Genomic DNA, 21,717 nt, shown 5'->3' on the forward strand with positions numbered 1-21,717 from the left:
AGAGGGAGGGGGTGCTCATGTGTTCAGAACGCTCCCGTTCAGGAGGAGCCGAGTTCGTCGTCGAGCAGGTCGAAGAGCTCATCGTCGGTCGCGGATTCGAGGTCGTGGTCGTCGGTGTCGCCGTCTCCGGTCGCCTCCTGGGCGTCGTTCCACTTCGCCAGGAGCGCCTGGAGGCGCATGGTGATCCTGGAGCGGGTGACGCTGTCGTCGGCGGCCACCGCCAGGGCGGCTTCCAGACGGTCGAGTTCGCCGAACACCGACGGGCCGCCGCCGTCCCCGTGCGGGAGTTCCGCGCGCAGATGGTCGGTGAGGGCGTCGGGGGTCGGGTAGTCGAAGATCAGCGTGGCGGGCAGCCGGAGCCCGGTGGCCGCGCCGAGCCGGTTGCGGAGTTCGACCGCGGTGAGCGAGTCGAAGCCCAGCTCCTTGAAGGCCGCGCCGGGTTCGATCGCCGCCGCGCTGCCGTAGCCGAGCACGGTGGCCACCTGGCCGCAGACCAGGTTGAGCAGGAAGCGGTCCCGTTCGGCCGCGGACATGCCCGCGAGCCGCTCGGCGAGGCCCGCCGCCTCGTCCGCCCCGCCGCCACCGGCCGCGGCCCGCCGTACGGGGGTGCGGATCAGCCCGCGCAGCAGCGGGGCGACCCCGCCCGTGGACTGGGCGCGCAGGGCGGCGATGTCCAGGGCGGCGGGGATCAGCACCGCGTGTCCGGCGAGGGCGGACACGTCGAACAGGGCCAGGCCCTCGGCGTTGCTCAGCGCGCCCATGCTGCCGCGGCTCATCCGCTGCCGGTCGGCGTCGGCGAGGGTCGCGGCCATGCCGCCGTCGTCCTCCCACAGGCCGAAGGCCAGGGAGGTGGCGGGCAGGCCCTGGGCGCGGCGGTGCTGGGCGAGGGCGTCCAGGAAGGTGTTGGCCGCGGCGTAGTTGCCCTGCCCCGGGTTGCCGAAGACACCGGCCGCCGAGGAGAACAGGACGAAGGCGGAGAGGCCGCTGTCGCGGGTCAGCTCGTGGAGGTTCCACGCCGCGTCCACCTTGGGCCGCAGCACCCGCTCGACGCGCTCCGGGGTGAGGGATTCGATGATCCCGTCATCCAGCACGCCCGCCGCGTGGATCACGGCGGTGAGGGGGTGGTCGGCGGGGATGTCCGCCAGGAGGCCGGCGAGCGCGTCCCGGTCGGCCGCGTCGCACGCCGCCCAGATGACCTCGGCGCCCAAGGCATCCAGTTCGGCGGCCAGTTCGGCGGCGCCCGCCGCCTCCGCCCCACGGCGGCTGGTCAGCAGCAGCCTCCGGGCACCGCGCTCGGTCACCAGATGACGGGCCAACTGCCCGCCCAGGGTGCCGGACGCGCCGGTGATCAGCACGGTGCCGTTCGGGTCGAGACCGGGCACGGCCGCCTCGTCCAGGGCCGCCACCCGCGCGAGGCGCGGTGCGTGGACCGTCCCTGCGCGGACGGCAAGCTGGGGCTCGTCCGTCCGCAACCCTGAGACCAGGGCGGGAAGCCAGCCGTTGGCGGCGGTGTCGGCCGGGTCGCCGTGGACATCGACGTCGCTTTGGACATCGACCAGGACGAAGCGGCCCGGGTGCTCGGCCTGCGCCGACCTCACCAGGCCCCACGCGGCGGCGTGGGTCAGATCGTCCACGCCCTCGGCCCCTTCGGCCCCGGTGTCGTCGCCGGTGGTGACGGCCACCGCGCCACGGGTGAGGAGCACCAGCCGGGAGTCGGCGAACCGCTCGTCCGCGATCCACTCCTGGACCAGCGCCAGCGTCCGCCGGACGACGGTGTGCGCGGCGCCCGCGGTGTCCCCGGGCGTGCCCAGATCGGGCAGGCACGGCACGAGGACCACGTCGGGCGCGATCCCCTCGGCCTCCACCGCCTCGGCGAGCGCGGAGAGCCCCGCGTAGGTCTCGGCCTCGATACCGGTGTCCGCGTCCGTCAGTGCGGCCGTGATCTTCAGATCGCCGCCGGTGCCGTCCAGGACGGCCCACAGTGCGGTGTCCTCCGACCGCTGCGGCTCGGCGGGCGCGGGCAGCGCCGCCCAGTCGAGGCGGAACAGCGCCTCATGGTGTGCGGTACGGGCGGCCGCGAACTGCTCGGCGTCCAGCGGCCGCAGCGCCAGCGAACCGACCGACACGACCGGGGCACCGGCCTCGTCGGTGATCTCCAGCGCCACCGCGCCCTGCCCCGCCGCGAAGACCCGCACCCGCAGCGCGGTCGCGCCGACCGCGTGCAGCCGTACGGCGTCCCACGAGAACGGCAGCCGGGCCCGGCCCGCCTCCTCGGCCGGGAAGAACCCGCCGAGCGCCACCGTGTGGAGCGCGGCGTCCAGCAGTGCCGGGTGCAGCCCGTACGCACGGGCCTCGCCCTGCCGGTCCTCGTCGAGCGCCACCTCGGCGAACACCTCGTCCCCGCGCCGCCAGGCGGCCCGCAGCCCCTGGAAGACCGGCCCGTAGGCGAGGCCGAGCGCGGCGAAGCCGTCGTACAGCCCGTCCACGTCGAGCGGTTCGAGGTCGTCGGTGGTCCCGGTGGCGGCCGGAGGCCATTCCGCGGTGCCGGTGTTCACAGTGGCGGAGCCGGAGACCGTGAGCACACCGGAGGCGTGCCGGATCCACGGCTCGTCGGCGGCGTCCTCCAGCCGCGAGTAGACGGTCAGCGCGCGCCGCCCCTCGGGGCCGTCGGGCTCGTCCACGGCGACCCGCAGCTGTACTCCGCCACGCTCCGGAAGGATCAGCGGCGCTTCGAGGGTCAGCTCGTCCAGCAGATCGCAGCCGACCTGGTCACCGGCACGAACCGCCAGCTCGACCAGGGCCGTACCGGGCAGCATCACGGTGTCCATGACGGCGTGATCGGCCAGCCAGGGGTGCGTACGGAGCGAGAGCCGGCCCGTGAAGAGGAAGCCCTCGGAGTCGGGCAGATCCACCGCCGCGCCCAGCAGCGGGTGATCGGCCGACCCGAGACCGGCCGAGACCACATCGCCCACGGCTCCGGCGGGAGCCTCCAGCCAGTAGCGCTCGCGCTGGAAGGGGTACGTCGGCAACTCGGTGCGCTGGGCGCCGGTCCCCGAGAAGAACGCCTCCCAGTCGACTGCCACACCACGGACGTGCGCCCGGGCGATGGCGGCCGTCAGCGTCTCGGCCTCGGCGCGGTCCTTGCGCAGCGCGGCGGCGAAGGCGGCGTCGGCCTCGGGGTCGGTGACGCACTCCTGGGCCATGGCGGTGAGGACACCGTCGGGGCCGAGTTCGAGGTAGGTGGTGACGCCCTGGGCTTCCAACGTCCTTACGCCGTCGAGGAAGCGCACGGCCTCCCGGACGTGGCGCACCCAGAAGTCCGGGCTGGTGATCTCCTCGGCGGAGACCACGGTCCCGGTCAGGTTGGAGACGATCGGAATGCGCGGGGCCTCGTACGACAGCCCCTCGGCCACCTCACGGAACGCCTCCAGCATCCCGTCCATACGCGGCGAGTGGAACGCATGGCTCACGGTCAGCCGCTTCGTTTTCCGACCCTGCGCCTCGAACGACGCGGCGATCTCCAGCGCCGCGTCCTCGTCACCCGCGACCACGACCGAGGCCGGACCGTTGAGCGCGGCGATGCTGACCCGCTCGGTCAGCAGCGGCAGCACCTCGTCCTCGGACGCCTGGACGGCGATCATCGCGCCACCGGCAGGCAACGCCTGCATCAGCCGGCCACGCGCGGCCACCAGCTTCGCCGCGTCCGCGAGCGACAGCACACCCGCCACATGGGCGGCGGCCAGCTCCCCGATCGAATGCCCGGAGAGGAAGTCCGCACGCAGACCCCACGCCTCGACCAGCCGGAACAGCGCCACCTCGATGGCGAACAGCGCGGGCTGAGTCAACCCCGTCTGATCCAGCGCCTCCGCGTCCTCACCGAACAACACCGTCTTCAACGGCCGTTCGAGATGCGCGTCCAGCTCATCGCAGACCGCGTCCAACGCCTCCGCGAACACCGGGTAGGCGTCATACAGCTCACGGCCCATGCCGAGCCGCTGGCTGCCCTGCCCGGTGAACAGGAACGCCACCTTGCCGTCTCCCACCGCGCCTTCGGTGAGCCCGGCCGCCGACTCGCCACGTGCGAGCGCCTCCAGGCCCGAAGCCAGCCCGGCCCGGTCCCCACCGACGACCACCGCACGGTGGTCCAGCGCGGCGCGCGTGGTCGCGAGCGAGTACGCCAGGTCGGTCAGCGACAGCTCCGGCCGCCCCTCGACGTCGGCGAGCAGCCGCCCGGCCTGGGCGCGCAGCGCGTCGGTGTTCTTGCCGGAGAGCACCCACGGCAGAACGGACGGCTGGGCGACCGGGGCGGTGGGAGCCTCTGCCGGTTCCAGCTCAGGGGCCTGCTCGATGATCGTGTGTGCGTTGGTGCCGCTGAAGCCGAACGACGAGACCGCCGCCCGCCGGGGACGACCCACCTCCGGCCACTCCACCGACTCCCGCAACAACGACACCGCACCCGCCGACCAGTCAATATGCGGCGACGGCACCCGCGCATGCAGCGTCCGCGGCAACACACCATGCCGCATCGCCATCACGATCTTGATGATCCCCGCAACACCGGCAGCAGCCTGCGTATGGCCCATATTCGACTTGATCGAACCGAGCAGCAACGGCCGCTCCGCATCCCGCCCCTGACCATACGTGGCCATCAGCGCCTGCGCCTCGATCGGATCACCCAGCGACGTACCCGTGCCATGCGCCTCGACCGCATCCACATCACCGGCCGACAACCCCGCATTCGCCAACGCCTGACGAATCACCCGCTGCTGAGACGGACCATTCGGCGCCGTCAGACCATTGGACGCACCATCCTGATTGACCGCGGAACCCCGCACCACCGCCAACACCGGATGACCATTCTTCCGCGCATCCGACAGCCGCTCCACCAGCAGCATGCCCGCACCCTCAGACCACCCCGTACCATCCGCATCCGCCGAGAACGCCTTGCACCGGCCATCCGCCGCAAGCCCACGCTGACGACTGAACTCCACAAACGGCGCAGGAGTCGCCATCACCGTCACACCACCCGCAAGCGCCAGCGAACACTCACCGTTCCGCAACGCCTGAACCGCCAGATGCAACGCCACCAACGACGACGAACACGCCGTATCCACCGTAATCGTCGGCCCCTCAAGACCGAACGTATACGCCAACCGACCCGAAATCACACTCGCCGCATTGCCCGTACCGAGGAATCCCTCCACGCCTTCCGGAAGCGCCGGAAGGGAGGAAGCGTAGTCGTGGTACATCACACCGGCGAAGACACCGGTGCGGCTGCCGCGCAGCACACCGGGATCGATCCCGGCCCGCTCGAACGCCTCCCACGACGTCTCCAGCAGCAACCGCTGCTGCGGATCCATCGCGAGAGCCTCACGCGGCGAGATCCCGAAGAAGCTCGGGTCGAAGTGGCCCGCCCGATCGACGAAGCCGCCCTCGCGGGAGTACGAGGTGCCCGGGTGGTCGGGGTCCGGGTGGTAGAGCCCATCCAGATCCCAGCCGCGGTCGGTGGGGAACTCGGAGATCGCGTCCCGGCCCTCCATGACCAGCCGCCACAGATCCTCCGGAGTCTCCACCCCACCCGGATAACGACAGCCCAACCCCACAATCGCGATCGGCTCATCATCCGCGGCCGCCACCACCACCGGCCCGGACACAGCAGCAGCCGCACCCACCACCTCAGCACGCAGGAACTCCGCCAACACCACCGGCGTCGGGTAATCGAAGACCAACGTCGCGGGCAGCCGCAGCTCACTCACCGCACCCAGCGCATTCCGCAACTCCACCGCCGTCAGCGAGTCAAAGCCCAGCTCACGGAAGGAGCGATGCGGTTCGACGGTGTCCAGCGAGTCATGGCCGAGTACGGCGGCGACCTGCGTACGGACCAGCTCCAGCAGGGCGTCGAGCTGCTCGGCCTCGCTCAGACCGGCCAGCCGCCGCGCCAGCGCACCCGACACCGCGGCACCCTCCGCCGCACGCCGCGCCGGAACCCGTACCAGCCCCCGCAGCAGCGGCGCGACCACACCGGCCGACGCCGCCTCGGCGCGCAGCACGGCCAGGTCCAGCCGGACGGGCACGAGCAGCGCCTCGTCCGTGCGGTACGCGGCGTCGAACAGCTCCAGGCCCTCGGTGGCGGACAGCGCGACCACGCCGCCCCGGCTCATCCGGGACACATCCGCCTCGTCCAGCTCACCAGTCATCCCGCTGGAGTCCGCCCACAGACCCCAGGCCAGGGAGGTACCGGCCAGACCGTGCGCCCGGCGGTGCTGGGCCAGGGCGTCCAGGAAGGCGTTGGCAGCGGCGTAATTGCCCTGACCCGCGTTGCCGAAGACACCAGCGGCGGACGAGAAGAGAACAAACGCCGACAAGTCCAGATCGCGGGTCAGCTCATGCAGATTCCACGCCGCGTCCACCTTCGGACGCAGCACCCGCTCCAACCGCTCCGGCGTCAGCGAACCGACCACACCGTCATCCAGCACACCGGCCGTGTGGACGACCGCCGTGAGCGGATGCTCGGCGGGGACGTCGGCGAGGGTCGCGGCGAGCGCGTCCCGGTCCGCCACATCACACGCCGCCCAGCACACACTCGCGCCCAACTCGGAGAGTTCCGCGCTGAGTTCGGTCGCGCCCGGAGCCTGGTCGCCACGCCGGCTCACCAGCAGCAGACGCCGTACGCCACGCTCCACCACCAGGTGACGGGCCAGCAGACCGCCCAGCGTGCCACTCGCACCGGTGACCAGCACCGTGCCCTCGGCATCGACATCGAGCGGCTGCTCGGTGTCCACGGTGGCCCGCGCCAGACGCGGCGCCCGCAGCGCCCCGTCCCGTACGGCCACCTGCGGTTCGCCGGACCCCAGCGCACCCGCGACCGCCGACAGCGAACCGGCCGCACCATCGACGTCGACCAGGACGAACCGGCCCGGGTTCTCCGACTGCGCCGAGCGCAGCAGACCCCACACGGCCGCACCCGCCAGATCCGCCACCGGCTCGGCGGCCTCGGTGGCCACCGCGCCCGAGGTCAGCACGACCAGCCGCGCATCCGCGAACCGCTCATCGGCCAGCCAGGACTGGATCAGCTCCAGCGCCCTGGCCGTGGCCTGGTGCACGGCGGCCGGACCGCCGTCCCCGTCGGACGAGAAGTCGACGAGCACCTCATCGGCCACTGCCGCGCCCGACTCGATCCCCGCGCCCAGCGCGGCCAGATCGGGGTACGCGGCCACGTCCGAGCCGGAGAGGCCACGCTCCAGCGCCTCGGAGCCGAGCACCGCCCAGCCGCCGCCGACCCGCGCGTCCTTCTCGGCCGCGAACTCGGTCCACTCCAGGCGGAAGAGGGAGTCCTGACGACCGCCCCGCGCACCGCCGATCTGCTCGGCCGACACCGGCCTCAGCACCAGCGAATCCACCGACAACACCGCACGCCCGGCACCATCCGCCACCGCCAACGACACCGCGTCCGCACCAGCCGACGACAACCGCACCCGCAGCACCGAAGCACCCACCGCATGCAACGACACACCAGCCCACGCGAACGGCAGCCGCGCCCCATCCTCACCCTCGATCAGACCACCAAGACCCACCGCATGCAACGCCGAGTCCAACAGCGCAGGATGCAGACCGAACGCATCCGCCTCAGCACGCGCCTCCTCCGGCAGCTCCAGCTCCGCGTAGACCTCGCCATCGAGCCGCCAGGCGGACGTCAGCCCCTGGAACACCGGGCCATAAGCGAGCCCCAGGCCCGCCATACCCTCATACAGACCGTCCAGCTCGACCGGCGTCGCACCCGCCGGAGGCCACACCTCCAGGTCGAACGACGGCTCCGAAGCGCCCTCCACCAGCGCACCCGAGGCGTGGCGCAGCCACGGCTCATCGGCGGCCGCGTCCTCCAACCGCGAGTACACCTCGAACGCACGACGACCGGAGCCGTCCAACCCGCCCACCGAAAGCTGAAGCTGAACGCCTCCCACCTCGGGAAGCACCAGCGGCGCCTCCAGCGTCAACTCCTCAACCTGGTCACAACCCACCTGATCGCCCGCGCGAACCGCAAGCTCCACAAAGGCCGTACCCGGCAGCAGCACCGAACCCATCACGGCGTGATCGAGCAGCCACGGATGCGTCTGCGCCGAGATCCGGCCGGTCAGCAGCAGCCCATCGCCGCCCGCGAGTGGTACGACGGCACCCACGAGCGGGTGGTCGGCGGCGGCCAGTCCGAGCCCCGCCGTGCCGCCGACGCCGTACGCCGACGCCTGGGGCCAGTACCGGCGACGCTGGAAGGCGTACGTCGGCAGATCGGTCAGCTCGACCCGAGCCGCGCCCGTACCGGCGAAGACCGCCTCCCAGTCCACCGCCACACCACGGACATACGCCCGCGCCACGGCGGCGTGCACCGCCCGCGCCTCGGGCCGCCCGGCCCGCAATACAGCGGCGAAGGCGGCGTCGGCCTCGGGGTCGGTGACGCACTCCTGGGCCATGGCGGTGAGGACACCGTCGGGGCCGAGTTCGAGGTAGGTGGTGACGCCCTGGGCTTCCAACGTCCGGACGCCGTCGAGGAAGCGCACGGCCTCCCGGACGTGGCGCACCCAGAAGTCCGGGCTGGTGATCTCCTCAGCGGAGACCACGGTCCCGGTCAGGTTGGAGACGATCGGAATGCGCGGGGCCTCGTACGACAGCCCCTCGGCCACCGCACGGAACGCCTCCAGCATCCCGTCCATACGCGGCGAGTGGAACGCGTGGCTCACGGTCAGCCGCTTCGTCTTACGACCCCGCGCCTCGAAGGTCGCCGCGATCGAGACAGCCGCATCCTCATCACCCGCGATGACCACGGAGGTGGGGCCGTTAAGCGCGGCGATCGAGACGCGCTCGCTGAGCAGCGGCAGCACCTCGTCCTCGGACGCCTGGACGGCGATCATCGCGCCACCGGCAGGCAGCTCCTGCATCAGCCGCCCACGGGCGGCCACCAGCTTCGCCGCGTCCGCCAGCGACAGCACACCCGCCACATGGGCGGCCGCCAGCTCACCGATCGAATGCCCGGAGAGGAAGTCCGCACGCAGACCCCACGCCTCAACCAGCCGGAACAGCGCCACCTCGACCGCGAACAGCGCGGGCTGAGTCAACCCCGTCTGATCCAGCGCCTCCGCGTCCTCACCGAACAACACCGTCTTCAACGGCCGTTCGAGATGCGCGTCCAGCTCATCGCAGACCGCGTCGAACGCCTCCGCGAACACCGGGTAGGCGTCATACAGCTCACGGCCCATGCCGAGCCGCTGGCTGCCCTGCCCGGTGAACAGGAACGCCATCTTGCCGACAGTGGCGCCCGACCCCTGGATCACCTCCGCACCGGACTCGCCGCGTGCCAGGGCGTCCAGACCGCGCAGGAAACCCTCACGGTCGTCGGCCATCAGCACCGCGCGGTGATCCAGCGCGGCGCGCGTGGTGGCGAGCGAGTAGCCGAGGTCGGCCGGTACGATCTCCGGCCGCTCGTCCAGGTAGGAAAGGAGCCGCACGGCCTGCGCACGCAGGGCGTCGGCGGTCTTCGCCGACAGCGGCCACGACGTCACGCCAGGCGCGGTCGCCACCTCACCCGGGGCCTCGTCCTCGATGGCCGGGGCCTGCTCGATGATCGTGTGTGCGTTGGTACCGCTGAAGCCGAACGAGGAGACCGCCGCCCGCCGGGGACGACCCACCTCCGGCCACTCCACCGACTCCCGCAACAACGACACCGCACCCGCCGACCAGTCAATATGCGGCGACGGCACCCGCGCATGCAGCGTCCGCGGCAACACACCATGCCGCATCGCCATCACGATCTTGATGATCCCCGCAACACCGGCAGCAGCCTGCGTATGGCCCATATTCGACTTGATCGAACCGAGCAGCAACGGCCGCTCCGCATCCCGCCCCTGACCATACGTGGCCAGCAGCGCCTGCGCCTCGATCGGATCACCCAGCGACGTACCCGTGCCATGCGCCTCGACCGCATCCACATCACCGGCCGACAACCCCGCATTCGCCAACGCCTGACGAATCACCCGCTGCTGAGACGGACCATTCGGCGCCGTCAGACCATTGGACGCACCATCCTGATTGACCGCGGAACCCCGCACCACCGCCAACACCGGATGACCATTCTTCCGCGCATCCGACAGCCGCTCCACCAGCAGCATGCCCGCACCCTCAGACCACCCCGTACCATCCGCATCCGCCGAGAACGCCTTGCACCGGCCATCCGCCGCAAGCCCACGCTGACGACTGAACTCCACAAACGGCGCCGGAGTCGCCATCACCGTCACACCACCCGCAAGCGCCAGCGAACACTCACCGTTCCGCAACGCCTGAACCGCCAGATGCAACGCCACCAACGACGACGAACACGCCGTATCCACCGTAATCGTCGGCCCCTCAAGACCGAACGTATACGCCAACCGACCCGAAATCACACTCGCCGCATTGCCCGTACCGAGGAAGCCTTCGACGCCCTCCGGCACCCGCTCCAGCAGCGAGGCGTAGTCGTGGTACATGACGCCCGCGAACACACCGGTGCGGCTGCCGCGCAGCACACCGGGATCGATCCCGGCCCGCTCGAACGCCTCCCACGACGTCTCCAGCAGCAACCGCTGCTGCGGATCCATCGCAAGGGCCTCACGCGGCGAGATACCGAAGAAGCTCGGGTCGAAGTGACCGGCCTCCTCCACGAAGCCGCCCTCGCGGGCGTAGCTCGTACCGCTGTGGTCCGGGTCCTCGTGGTAGAGCGCCCCGAGGTCCCAGCCGCGGTCGGTGGGGAACTCGGAGATCGCGTCCCGGCCCTCCATGACCAGCCGCCACAGATCCTCCGGAGTCTCCACCCCACCCGGATAACGACAGCCCAACCCCACAATCGCGATCGGCTCATCATCCGCGGCCGCCACCACCACCGGCCCGGACACAGCAGCAGCCGCACCCACCACCTCAGCACGCAGGAACTCCGCCAACACCACCGGCGTCGGGTAATCGAAGACCAACGTCGCGGGCAGCCGCAGCTCACTCACCGCACCCAGCGCATTCCGCAACTCCACCGCCGTCAGCGAGTCAAAGCCCAGCTCACGGAAGGAGCGGTCGGGGTCAACCGTCTCCGGACCGGCGTATCCGAGCACCGTCGCGACGTTCGTACGGACCAGGTCCAGCAGCACATCGAGCTGCTCGGCCGCGTCCAGCCCGGCAAGCCGACGTGCCAGCGCACCCGACACCGCCGCGCCCTCCGCCGCACGCCGCGCCGGAACCCTCACCAGCCCACGGAACAGCGGCGCCGGCGCACCGCCGGCCGCCTGCGCCCGGAGCGCGGCCATGTCCAGCGACATCGGCACGAGCAGCGCCTCGCCGAGACGGCCCGCGACGTCGAACAGCTCCAGGCCCTCGGTGGCGGACAGCGCGACCACGCCGCCCCGGCTCATCCGGGACACATCCGCCCCGTCCAGCTCACCGGTCATCGCACTGGAGTCGGCCCACAGACCCCAGGCCAGCGAGGTACCGGCCAGACCGCGCGCCGCACGGTGCTGGGCCAGGGCGTCCAGGAAGGCGTTGGCAGCGGCGTAATTGCCCTGACCCGCGTTGCCGAAGACACCAGCGGCGGACGAGAAGAGAACAAACGCCGACAAGTCCAGATCGCGGGTCAGCTCATGCAGATTCCACGCCGCGTCCACCTTCGGACGCAGCACCCGCTCCAACCGCTCCGGCGTCAGCGAACCGACCACACCGTCATCCAGCACACCGGCCGTATGCACCACAGCCGTCAGCGGATGCTCCGCCGGAATCGCCCCGAGTACCTCGGCCAACTGGTCACGATCGGCGACATCACACGCCGCCCACCGCACCTGAGCACCCAACTCGACCAGGTCAGCCCGGAGTTCAGTCGCGCCCGGAGCCTGGTCGCCACGGCGGCTCACCAGCAGCAGACGCCGTACGCCACGCTCCACCACCAGGTGACGGGCCAGCAGACCGCCCAGCGTGCCACTCGCCCCGGTCACCAGCACCGTGCCCTCGGCGGCGAACTCCGGCGCGTCGTCCCCAGAACCCGAGATCGCGGCGGCGGCCCGCGCCAGGCGCGGCACCCGCACCTCGCCCGCGCGCAGCGCGAGCTGCGACTCGCCCGAGGCGAGCGCGGCGGACAGCGTACGGAACGACGCGTCCCGGCCGTCGAGGTCGACGAGCACAAGGCGTTCCGGGTTCTCCGACTGCGCCGAGCGCAGCAGACCCCACACCGCGGCCTGGGCCGGATCGTCCAGCGACTCCTCCGCGCCGACGGCCACGGCACCCGAGGTCAGTACGACCAGCCGCGCCTCCGCGAACCGCTCATCGGCCAGCCACGCCTGGACCAGCGACAGCGCCTCGGCGGTGGCCCGGTGCGCCGCACCCGCCACATCCTCGCCGCCCTCGGCGGACGGCGAGACGAACACCAGCTCAGGCGCTTCGCCACCCGCCGCGACCGCCTCGGTCAGCGCGGCCAGATCCGCGTACGTCGCGATCTCGGCGCCAACCGCCCCGAGCCCGAGGCCGCCCGAACCGAGCGCCGCCCAGCGGGCCGTCGGCACGGGGGCCGAGGACACGGTCGCGGGCAGGCCGACCCACTCCAGGCGGAAGAGGGAGTCCTGACGACCGCCCCGCGCACCGCCGATCTGCTCGGCCGACACCGGCCGCAGCACCAGCGAATCCACCGACAACACCGCACGCCCGGCACCATCCGCCACCGCCAACGACACCGCGTCCGCACCAGCCGACGACAACCGCACCCGCAGCACCGAAGCACCCACCGCATGCAACGACACACCAGCCCACGCGAACGGCAGCCGGGCACCCTCGCCCTCGATCAGACCACCAAGACCCACCGCATGCAACGCCGAGTCCAACAGCGCAGGATGCAGACCGAACGCATCCGCCTCAGCACGCGCCTCCTCCGGCAGCTCCAGCTCGGCGAAGACCTCATCACCCAGCCGCCAGGCGGACGTCAGCCCCTGGAACACCGGGCCATAAGCGAGCCCCAGGCCCGCCATACCCTCATACAGACCATCGAGCGCAATCGGCGTCGCACCCGCCGGAGGCCACACCTCCAGGTCGAACGACGGCTCCGAAGCGCCCTCCACCAGCGCACCCGAGGCGTGGCGCAGCCACGGCTCATCGGCGGCCGCGTCCTCGAACCGCGAGTACACCTCGAACGCACGACGACCGGAGCCGTCCAACCCGCCCACCGAAAGCTGAAGCTGAACGCCTCCCACCTCGGGAAGCACCAGCGGCGCCTCCAGCGTCAACTCCTCAACCTGGTCACAACCCACCTGATCGCCCGCGCGAACCGCAAGCTCCACAAAGGCCGTACCCGGCAGCAGCACCGAACCCATCACGGCGTGATCGGCCAGCCACGGATGCGTGTCGAGTCCCAGTCGGCCCGTGAGCAGCAGCCCCTCGCCACCGGCCAGCGGCACGGCGGCCCCGACCAGCGGATGGTCGACGGTCGCCAGCCCCAGCCCGGCCGTACCGCCCAGGGCAGCGGCCGGAAGCTCGGGCCAGTAGCGCGCGTACTGGAAGGCATACGTGGGCAGCTCGACCCGAGCCGCGCCCGTACCGGCGAAGACGGCGTCCCAGTCGACCGCCACACCACGGACATGGGCCCGTGCCACGGCGGTGGTCAGCGTCTTGGCCTCGGGACGGTCCTTGCGCAGCACGGCGGCGAACGCGGCGTCCTCGCCGGTCACGCACTGCTGGGCCATGGCGGTGAGCACACCGTCCGGCCCCAGCTCGACGAACGTGGAGACACCCTGGGCTTCGAGGGTGCGGACCCCGTCGAGGAAGCGGACGGCCTCGCGAACATGGCGCACCCAGAAGTCGGCCGTCGTGATCTCCTCGGCGGACACCACGCCACCGGTCAGATTCGACACGATCGGAATGCGCGGGGCCTCGTACGACAGCCCCTCGGCAACCTCACGGAACGCCTCCAGCATCCCGTCCATGCGCGGGGAGTGGAACGCATGGCTGACGGTGAGCCGCTTGGTCTTCCGACCCCGCGCCTCGAAACCATCGGCAATCGCGACAGCCTCGTCCTCGTCACCCGCGATGACCACCGACGTCGGCCCGTTGAGCGCGGCCATCGAGACGCGCCCGGTGAGCAGCGGCGCCACCTCGTCCTCCGACGCCTGCACCGCGATCATCGCGCCACCCGCCGGAAGCTCCTGCATCAAACGACCACGCGCCGCCACCAACTTCGCCGCATCCGCCAGCGACAACACACCCGCCACATGCGCCGCGGCCAACTCACCGATCGAATGCCCCGACAGGAAGTCCGCACGCAGACCCCACGCCTCCACCAACCGGAACAACGCCACCTCAACCGCGAACAACGCCGGCTGAGTGAACCCCGTCTGATCCAACGCGTCAGCGTCGTCCCCGAACAGGACGCCCTTCAGCGGCCGTACAAGGTGCTGGTCCAGCTCCGCGCAGACCGCGTCCAGCGCCGCCGCGAACACCGGGTAGGCGTCGTACAGCTCACGGCCCATCCCCAGCCGCTGACTCCCCTGCCCCGTGAACAGGAACGCCACCTTGCCCCCGGCCACCGAACCCTGGACGAGCGCCGCAGCGCGGCGTCCCTCGGCCAGCGCCCCCAGAGCCTTCAGCAGCCCGTCCCGGTCCTCGGCCACCACCACCGCACGGTGGTCGAACGCCGATCGGCCGGTCGCCAGCGAGTAGCCCAGATCGACCGCGTCCAGCTCGGGCCGGTCCGTCGCGTGCGCCACCAGCCGCTCGGCCTGATCCCGCAGCGCGGCCGCACTCCGCCCCGACAGCACCCACGGCACCACGGCGGGCGGGACAGCGGGAGCCGCCGGTGTCTCCGCCGCCTCCACCTCCGGCGCCTGCTCGATGATGGTGTGCACATTGGTGCCGCTGATGCCGAATGACGACACGCCCGCGCGGCGCGGGCGGCCGGTCTCCGGCCATTCCACCTGATCCGTCAGCAGCGCGACCGCGCCCGCCGACCAGTCCACATGCGGCGACGGCTCGTCCGCGTGCAGGGTCTTCGGAAGCACCCCGTGCCGCATGGCGAGGATCATCTTCATCACGCCCGCGACACCGGCCGCGGCCTGGGTGTGGCCCATGTTCGACTTGATGGAGCCGAGCAGCAACGGCCGTTCCGCGTCCCGCTCCTGGCCGTACGTGGCGAGCAGGGCCTGCGCCTCGATCGGGTCGCCCAGCGTCGTGCCCGTACCGTGTGCCTCGACCGCGTCCACATCGCCGACCGACAGCCCGGCGGCGGCCAGCGCCTGCCGGATGACGCGCTGCTGGGACGGGCCGTTCGGCGCCGTCAGACCATTGGACGCACCGTCCTGGTTCACCGCGCTGCCGCGCACCACGGCCAGCACCGGGTGACCGTTCTTGCGCGCGTCCGACAGCCGCTCGACCAGCAGCATGCCCGCGCCCTCGGCCCAGCCCGTGCCGTCCGCGTCCGCCGAGAACGCCTTGCAGCGGCCGTCGGCGGAGAGTCCGCCCTGGCGGCTGAAGCCGACGAATGTGCCGGGCGTCGCCATCACCGTGACGCCACCGGCCAGTGCCATCGTGCACTCGCCCGCGCGCAGCGCCTGCATCGCCCAGTGCAGCGCCACCAGCGACGACGAGCACGCCGTGTCGACGGTGACCGCCGGGCCCTCCAGGCCGAGGGCGTAGGCGACCCGGCCGGAGGCGATGGAGCCCGTGCTGCCGGAGCCGATCGCGCCCTCTCCGCCGCCGTCCGGGGCCTGCTCCACCAGCGTGGCGTAGTCGTGGTACATGACGCCCGCGAAGACACCGGTACGGCTGCCGCGCAGCGTGGCCGGGTCGATGCCCGCGCGCTCGAACGCCTCCCACGACGTCTCCAGCAGCAGCCGCTGCTGCGGGTCCGTCGCCAGCGCCTCGCGGGGCGAGATCCCGAAGAAGGTGGGGTCGAAGTCGGCGGCGTCGTGGAGGAAACCGCCCTCGCGGGTGTACGAGGTGCCCGGGTGCTCCGGGTCCGGGTGGTAGAGCGCGTCCAGGTCCCAGCCACGGTCGACGGGGAAGCCGGAGATCGCGTCCTGGCCCGCGGACAGCAGCCGCCACAGGTCCTCGGGGGTGCGCACCCCGCCCGGGAAGCGGCAGCTCATGCCGACGATGGCGATCGGCTCGTCGTCGATCGCGCCCACGGCCTGGACGGGCAGGCCCGACTGGGCTCCGGTGCCCACCAGTTCGTCCCGGAGGTGTTCGGCCAGGACGAGGGAGGCCGGGTAGTCGAAGACCAGGGTGGCGGGGAGCCGCATCCCGGTGACCGCGTTCAGACGGTTGCGCAGTTCGACGGCGGTCAGCGAGTCGAAGCCCAGATCGCGGAAGGCGCGGTCGGGGTCGACGGAGTCGGCGGTGCCATAGCCCAGGACGGCGGCGACCTGGGTACGGACCAGCTCGAGCAGCGTCTCCAGCTGCTCGGTCCCGTTCAGGCGGGCCAGCCGCTGCGCCAGGGCACCCGTTCCGGCGGAGCCCTCCGCCGTACGCCGCGCCGGGACCCGCACCAGCCCGGACATCAGCGGGGCCACCACACCGGTCGACGCCGCCTCGGCCCGTGCCGCCGCCAGGTCCAGCCGCACCGGGACCAGCAGGGCCTCGCCGGCCCGTCCCGCCGCGTCGAACAGTTCCTTGCCCTCATCGGTGGCGAGCGCGGCGACACCGCCCCGGCTCATCCGGGACACATCGGCCTGGTCCAGCTCACCGGCCATACCACCGGATTCGGCGGCCCACAGGCCCCAGGCCAGGGACGTTCCGGGCAGGCCGAGCGCCATACGGTGCTGGGCGAGCGCGTCCAGGTAGGCGTTGGCGGCGGCGTAGTTGCCCTGTCCGGCGGCGCCGAAGACACCGGCGGCGGACGAGAAGAGGACGAACGCGGAGAGGTCGAGGTCGCGGGTCAGCTCATGCAGGTTCCAGGCCGCGTCCACCTTCGGACGCAGCACCCGCTCCAGCCGCTCCGGCGTGAGCGAGCCGATCACACCGTCATCCAGCACACCGGCCGTGTGCACCACGGCCGTCAGCGGATGCTCGGCGGGGAGCGCGGCCAGGGTTTCGGCCAGCGCGCCACGGTCGGCGACATCACAGGCCGCCCATCGCACCTCGGCTCCCAACGCGACCAGCTCCGTGCTGAGTTCGGCCGCGCCCGGAGCCTCGCCACCACGGCGGCTGACCAGCAGCAGCTGCCGTACGCCACGCTCGGCCACCAGGTGGCGGGCGAACAGGGCTCCCAGCGTGCCGCTCGCACCGGTCACCAGCACCGTGCCGTCGGCGTCGAACTCCGGCGCGTCCTCCCCGTTGCCCGCGCTCGCGGCGGCGGCCCGCGCCAGGCGCGGTGCCCGCAGTACCCCGTCCCGTACGGCCACCTGCGGTTCGCCCGACGCCAGCGCGTCCGGCACCGCCCTCAGCGAATCGGCCGCGCCGTCGACGTCGACCAGGACGAACCGGCCGGGGTTCTCCGACTCGGCGGAGCGCACCAGGCCCCAGACGGCGGCATGGGTCAGATCGGCCACCGGCTCGTCCGTACCGGCCGCCACGGCGCCCGAGGTCAACAGGACCAGCCGCGCATCCGCGAACCGTTCGTCCGCCAGCCACGCCTGGACCAGCTCCAGCGCCTGGGCGGTGGCGCGGTGCACCGTGTCGACGGATGAGGAGCTTTCCCCAGTCCCGCCCCTTCCCGCAGCCTGGGGCGAGCCCCAGGACCCCGGGCGCCCTTCGGGCGTGTCCTCGAACGCCGGACGGGCTTGATGTGTCCCAGGCTCCGCCCCAGGACCCCGGTCCTGGGGCGCCGGACGGGCTTGCGAAGCCGCGGTAGCGTGCGGTGCCGCGAGGTTCAGGGGCAGGCCGACCACCACGTCATCCGGCAGCGTCGCACCGGACTCGACCGCCCTGGCCAGCGCGTCCAGGTCGGCGTAGGTGTCGAACCGCTGCCCGGTCGACGCCAGGTCGAACGCGTCGGACCCCAGCAGCGCCCAGCGTCCCGCCGGGCCCTGGGCGGACACCTCGGGCCAGTCGAGCCGGAACAGCGACTCCTGACGGCCGCCCCGTGCGCCCTGGATCTGCTCGACGGACACCGGCCGCAGCACCAGCGAGTCCACCGACAACACCGCACGCCCGGCACCATCGGCCACCGCCAACGACACCGCGTCCGCACCAGCGGCCGACAACCGCACCCGCAGCACCGAAGCACCCACCGCGTGCAGCGACACACCAGCCCACGCGAACGGCAGCCGGGCACCCTCGCCCTCGATCAGATCACCAAGACCCACCGCATGCAGCGCGGAATCCAGCAGCGCCGGATGCAGGCCGAACGCGCCCGCCTCGGACCGCGCGTCCTCCGGCAACTCCAGCTCCGCGTAGACCTCATCACCCAGCCGCCAGGCGGACGTCAGCCCCTGGAACACCGGGCCGTACGTCAGCCCCGCCTCGGCCAGACCCTCGTACAGGCCAACGACGGGCAGCTCCGACGCTCCCGCCGGAGGCCACGCCGCCAGGTCGAACGACGCCGCGGGCGCGCCCGAGCCCAGCACACCCGAGGCATGGCGCGTCCACGCCTCGTCGACCGCCGCGTCCTCGTGCCGCGAGTACACCGTCAGCGAGCGGCGTCCCGAAGCATCAGGCGCACCCACCGACAGTTGGAGCTGGACACCGCCGACCTCGGGAAGCACCAGCGGCGCCTCCAGCGTCAGCTCCTCCAGCAGATCGCAACCGACCTGGTCACCGGCGCGGATCGCCAGCTCGACGAAGGCCGTGCCGGGGAGCAGCACCGAGCCCGCCACCGCGTGATCGGCCAGCCACGGATGGGTGTCCAGGGCGAGACGGCCGGTGTAGAGGAAACCGTCGGAGTCGGCGAGCGCCACCGCGGCACCCAGCAGCGGGTGGTCGGCCGCGCCGAGCCCGGCGGACACCATGTCGCCCGCCCAGTAGCCGGTGTCGAGCCAGTAGGTGTCGCGCTGGAAGGGGTAGAGCGGAAGGTCCGTACGGGCCGTGTCCGTCCCGGCGAACACCGCGGCCCAGTCCGGGGAGACACCGTGGACATGCGCCCCGGCGACGGCGGTGGCCAGGCTCTGGAGCTCCGGGCGGCCGGAGCGCAGCGCGGATACAAGGGTGGCGTCGTCGCGGGTCAGGCAGTCCTGGGCCATCGCGGTGAGCACACCGTCCGGGCCCAGTTCCACGAACTTCGTGACGTTGCGCTCCTCCAGGGTCCGTACGCCGTCGAGGAAGCGGACGGCCTCGCGGACATGGCGCACCCAGAAGTCGGGAGTCGTGATCTCGTCGGCGGACACCACGCCACCGGTCAGATTCGACACGATCGGGATCTTCGGGGCCTCGTACGACAGCCCCTGCGCCACCTGCCGGAACGCCTCCAGCATCCCGTCCATACGCGGCGAGTGGAACGCGTGGCTGACCGTGAGCCGCTTGGTCTTCCGACCCCGCGCCTCGAACGACCCGGCGATCTCCACCGCCGCGTCCTCATCACCCGCGATGACCACCGACGCCGGACCGTTCAGCGCGGCGATCGACACACGGTCGGTCAGCAGCGGCGCCACCTCGTCCTCCGACGCCTGCACCGCGATCATCGCGCCACCCGCCGGAAGCACCTGCATCAAACGACCACGCGCCGCCACCAGCTTCGCCGCATCCGCGAGCGACAACACACCCGCCACATGCGCCGCGGCCAGCTCACCGATCGAATGCCCCGAGAGGAAGTCGGGCCGCAGCCCCCACGCCTCCACCAGCCGGAACAGCGCCACCTCGACCGCGAACAACGCGGGCTGAGTGAAACCGGTCTGGTCCAGCGCCTCGGCGTCGTCCCCGAACAGCACCGTCTTCAACGGCCGCTCGAGGTGCGGATCCAGCTCCGCGCACACCGCGTCCAGCGCCTCCGCGAACACCGGATACGCGTCGTACAGCTCACGCCCCATCCCCAGCCGCTGGCTGCCCTGACCGGTGAACAGGAAGGCCACCTTGCCACCGGTGACCTTCCCCTCGACCAGCCCGGTCGCGGGCTCCTCGCGGGAGAGTGCGTCGAGGGCCCGTATCAGGCCCTCGCGGTCGTCGGCGACGATCGCCGCCCGGTGGTCGAAGGCGGCCCGGCCGATGGCCAGGGAGAAGCCGACGTCGGTGAGGCGCAGTTCGGGGTGGGCCTCGAGGTGGGCGCGCAGGTTCGCGGCCTGGGCGCGCAGCGCGGGGCGGCTCTTGGCCGCCACGGTCCACAACGGCAGTGCGGCGGCGGCGCGGACATCGGCCGGGGCGCCGTCGTCGGCCGTCTTCGCGGTCGGCGGCTCCTCGGCGTCCGGCTCGGGCGCCTGCTCCAGGATGGTGTGCGCGTTGGTGCCGCTGATGCCGAACGAGGACACCGCGGCCCGGCGCGGCTGTCCGGTGTCGGGCCAGGCGCGCCCCTCGGTCAGCAGCGAGACGGCGCCGGCCGACCAGTCGACGTTGGGGGTGGGCTGGTCGACGTGCAGGGTCCGCGGCAGCGTCCCGTGGCGCATCGCCATGACCATCTTGATGATGCCCGCGACACCGGCGGCGGCCTGGGTGTGGCCGATGTTGGACTTGATGGAGCCCAGCCACAGCGGCTGGTCCTCGGTGTGGTTGCGCCCGTACGTGGCGAGCAGGGCCTGCGCCTCGATGGGGTCGCCGAGGGTGGTGCCCGTGCCGTGGGCCTCGACCACGTCGATCTGCCCGGCGGAGAGCCGGGCCGAGGCCAGGGCCTGGCGGATGACGCGCTGCTGCGAGGGGCCGTTCGGCGCGGTCAGGCCGCTGCTGGCGCCGTCCTGGTTGATGGCGCTGCCGCGGACGAGCGCGAGCACCTGGTGGCCATGGGCGCGGGCGTCGGAGAGCCGCTCCAGCAGCAGCATGCCGGCGCCTTCGCCCCAGCCGGTGCCGTCGGCGGCCGCCGCGAAGGACTTGCAGCGGCCGTCGGCGGCGAGGCCGCGCTGGCGGCTGAACTCGGTGAAGGTGCCGGGGGTGGACATCACCGTGACACCGCCGGCCAGGGCCAGCGAGCACTCCCGGCGGCGCAGCGCCTGGGCGGCGAAGTGCAGGGCGACCAGGGAGGAGGAGCAGGCCGTGTCGATGGTGACGGCCGGCCCCTCCAGGCCGAAGGTGTAGGCGACGCGGCCGGAGGCGATGGAGCCGGAGCTGCCGTTGCCGAGGAAGCCCTCGACGTCCTCGGGCGCGGAGAACAGCCGGGAGGCGTAGTCGTGGTACATCACGCCCGCGAACACACCGGTCTGGCTGCCCTGGAGCGAGGTCGGGTCGATGCCCGCGCGCTCGAACGCCTCCCAGGAGGTCTCCAGCAGCAGCCGCTGCTGCGGGTCCATGGCGAGGGCCTCGCGCGGCGAGATGCCGAAGAACGCGGGGTCGAAGTCGGCCGCGTCGTGCAGGAAGCCGCCCTCGTGGACGTACGGCTCCTGGCCGCTGTCCGGGTCCGGCTCGAAGAGGACGTCGGTGGCCCAGCCGCGGTTGGTGGGGTACGGCGTGGCCGCGTCACCGCCACGGGCGACGAGCTCCCACAGCTCCTCGGGGGTGCTGACCCCGCCGGGGTAGCGGCAGCTCATCGCCACGATGGCGATCGGCTCCTGCTCACGCTCCTCGACCTCGCGCAGCCGCCGCCGCGCCTCGCGCAGGTCGGTGGTGGCCCGCTTGAGGTAGTCGAGGTACTTCTCTTCGTTCGCCGTCGCCATTACGCCGTCCCCG

General features: G+C 72.2%; 1 protein-coding gene. It reads right to left on the bottom strand.

Translation table 11 applies throughout. The features are described 5' to 3' along the window. Positions 1-38: 38 nt before the first annotated feature. Complete coding sequence (locus tag AS97_RS17660) at positions 39-21,704, bottom strand: type I polyketide synthase (RefSeq protein ID WP_210565251.1); 21,666 nt, start codon at positions 21,702-21,704, stop codon at positions 39-41. Between the last annotated feature and the right edge of the window lie 13 nt (positions 21,705-21,717).

This window comes from Streptomyces sp. AgN23, assembly GCF_001598115.1.
GTDB classification, from domain to species: Bacteria; Actinomycetota; Actinomycetes; order Streptomycetales; family Streptomycetaceae; genus Streptomyces; species Streptomyces antimycoticus.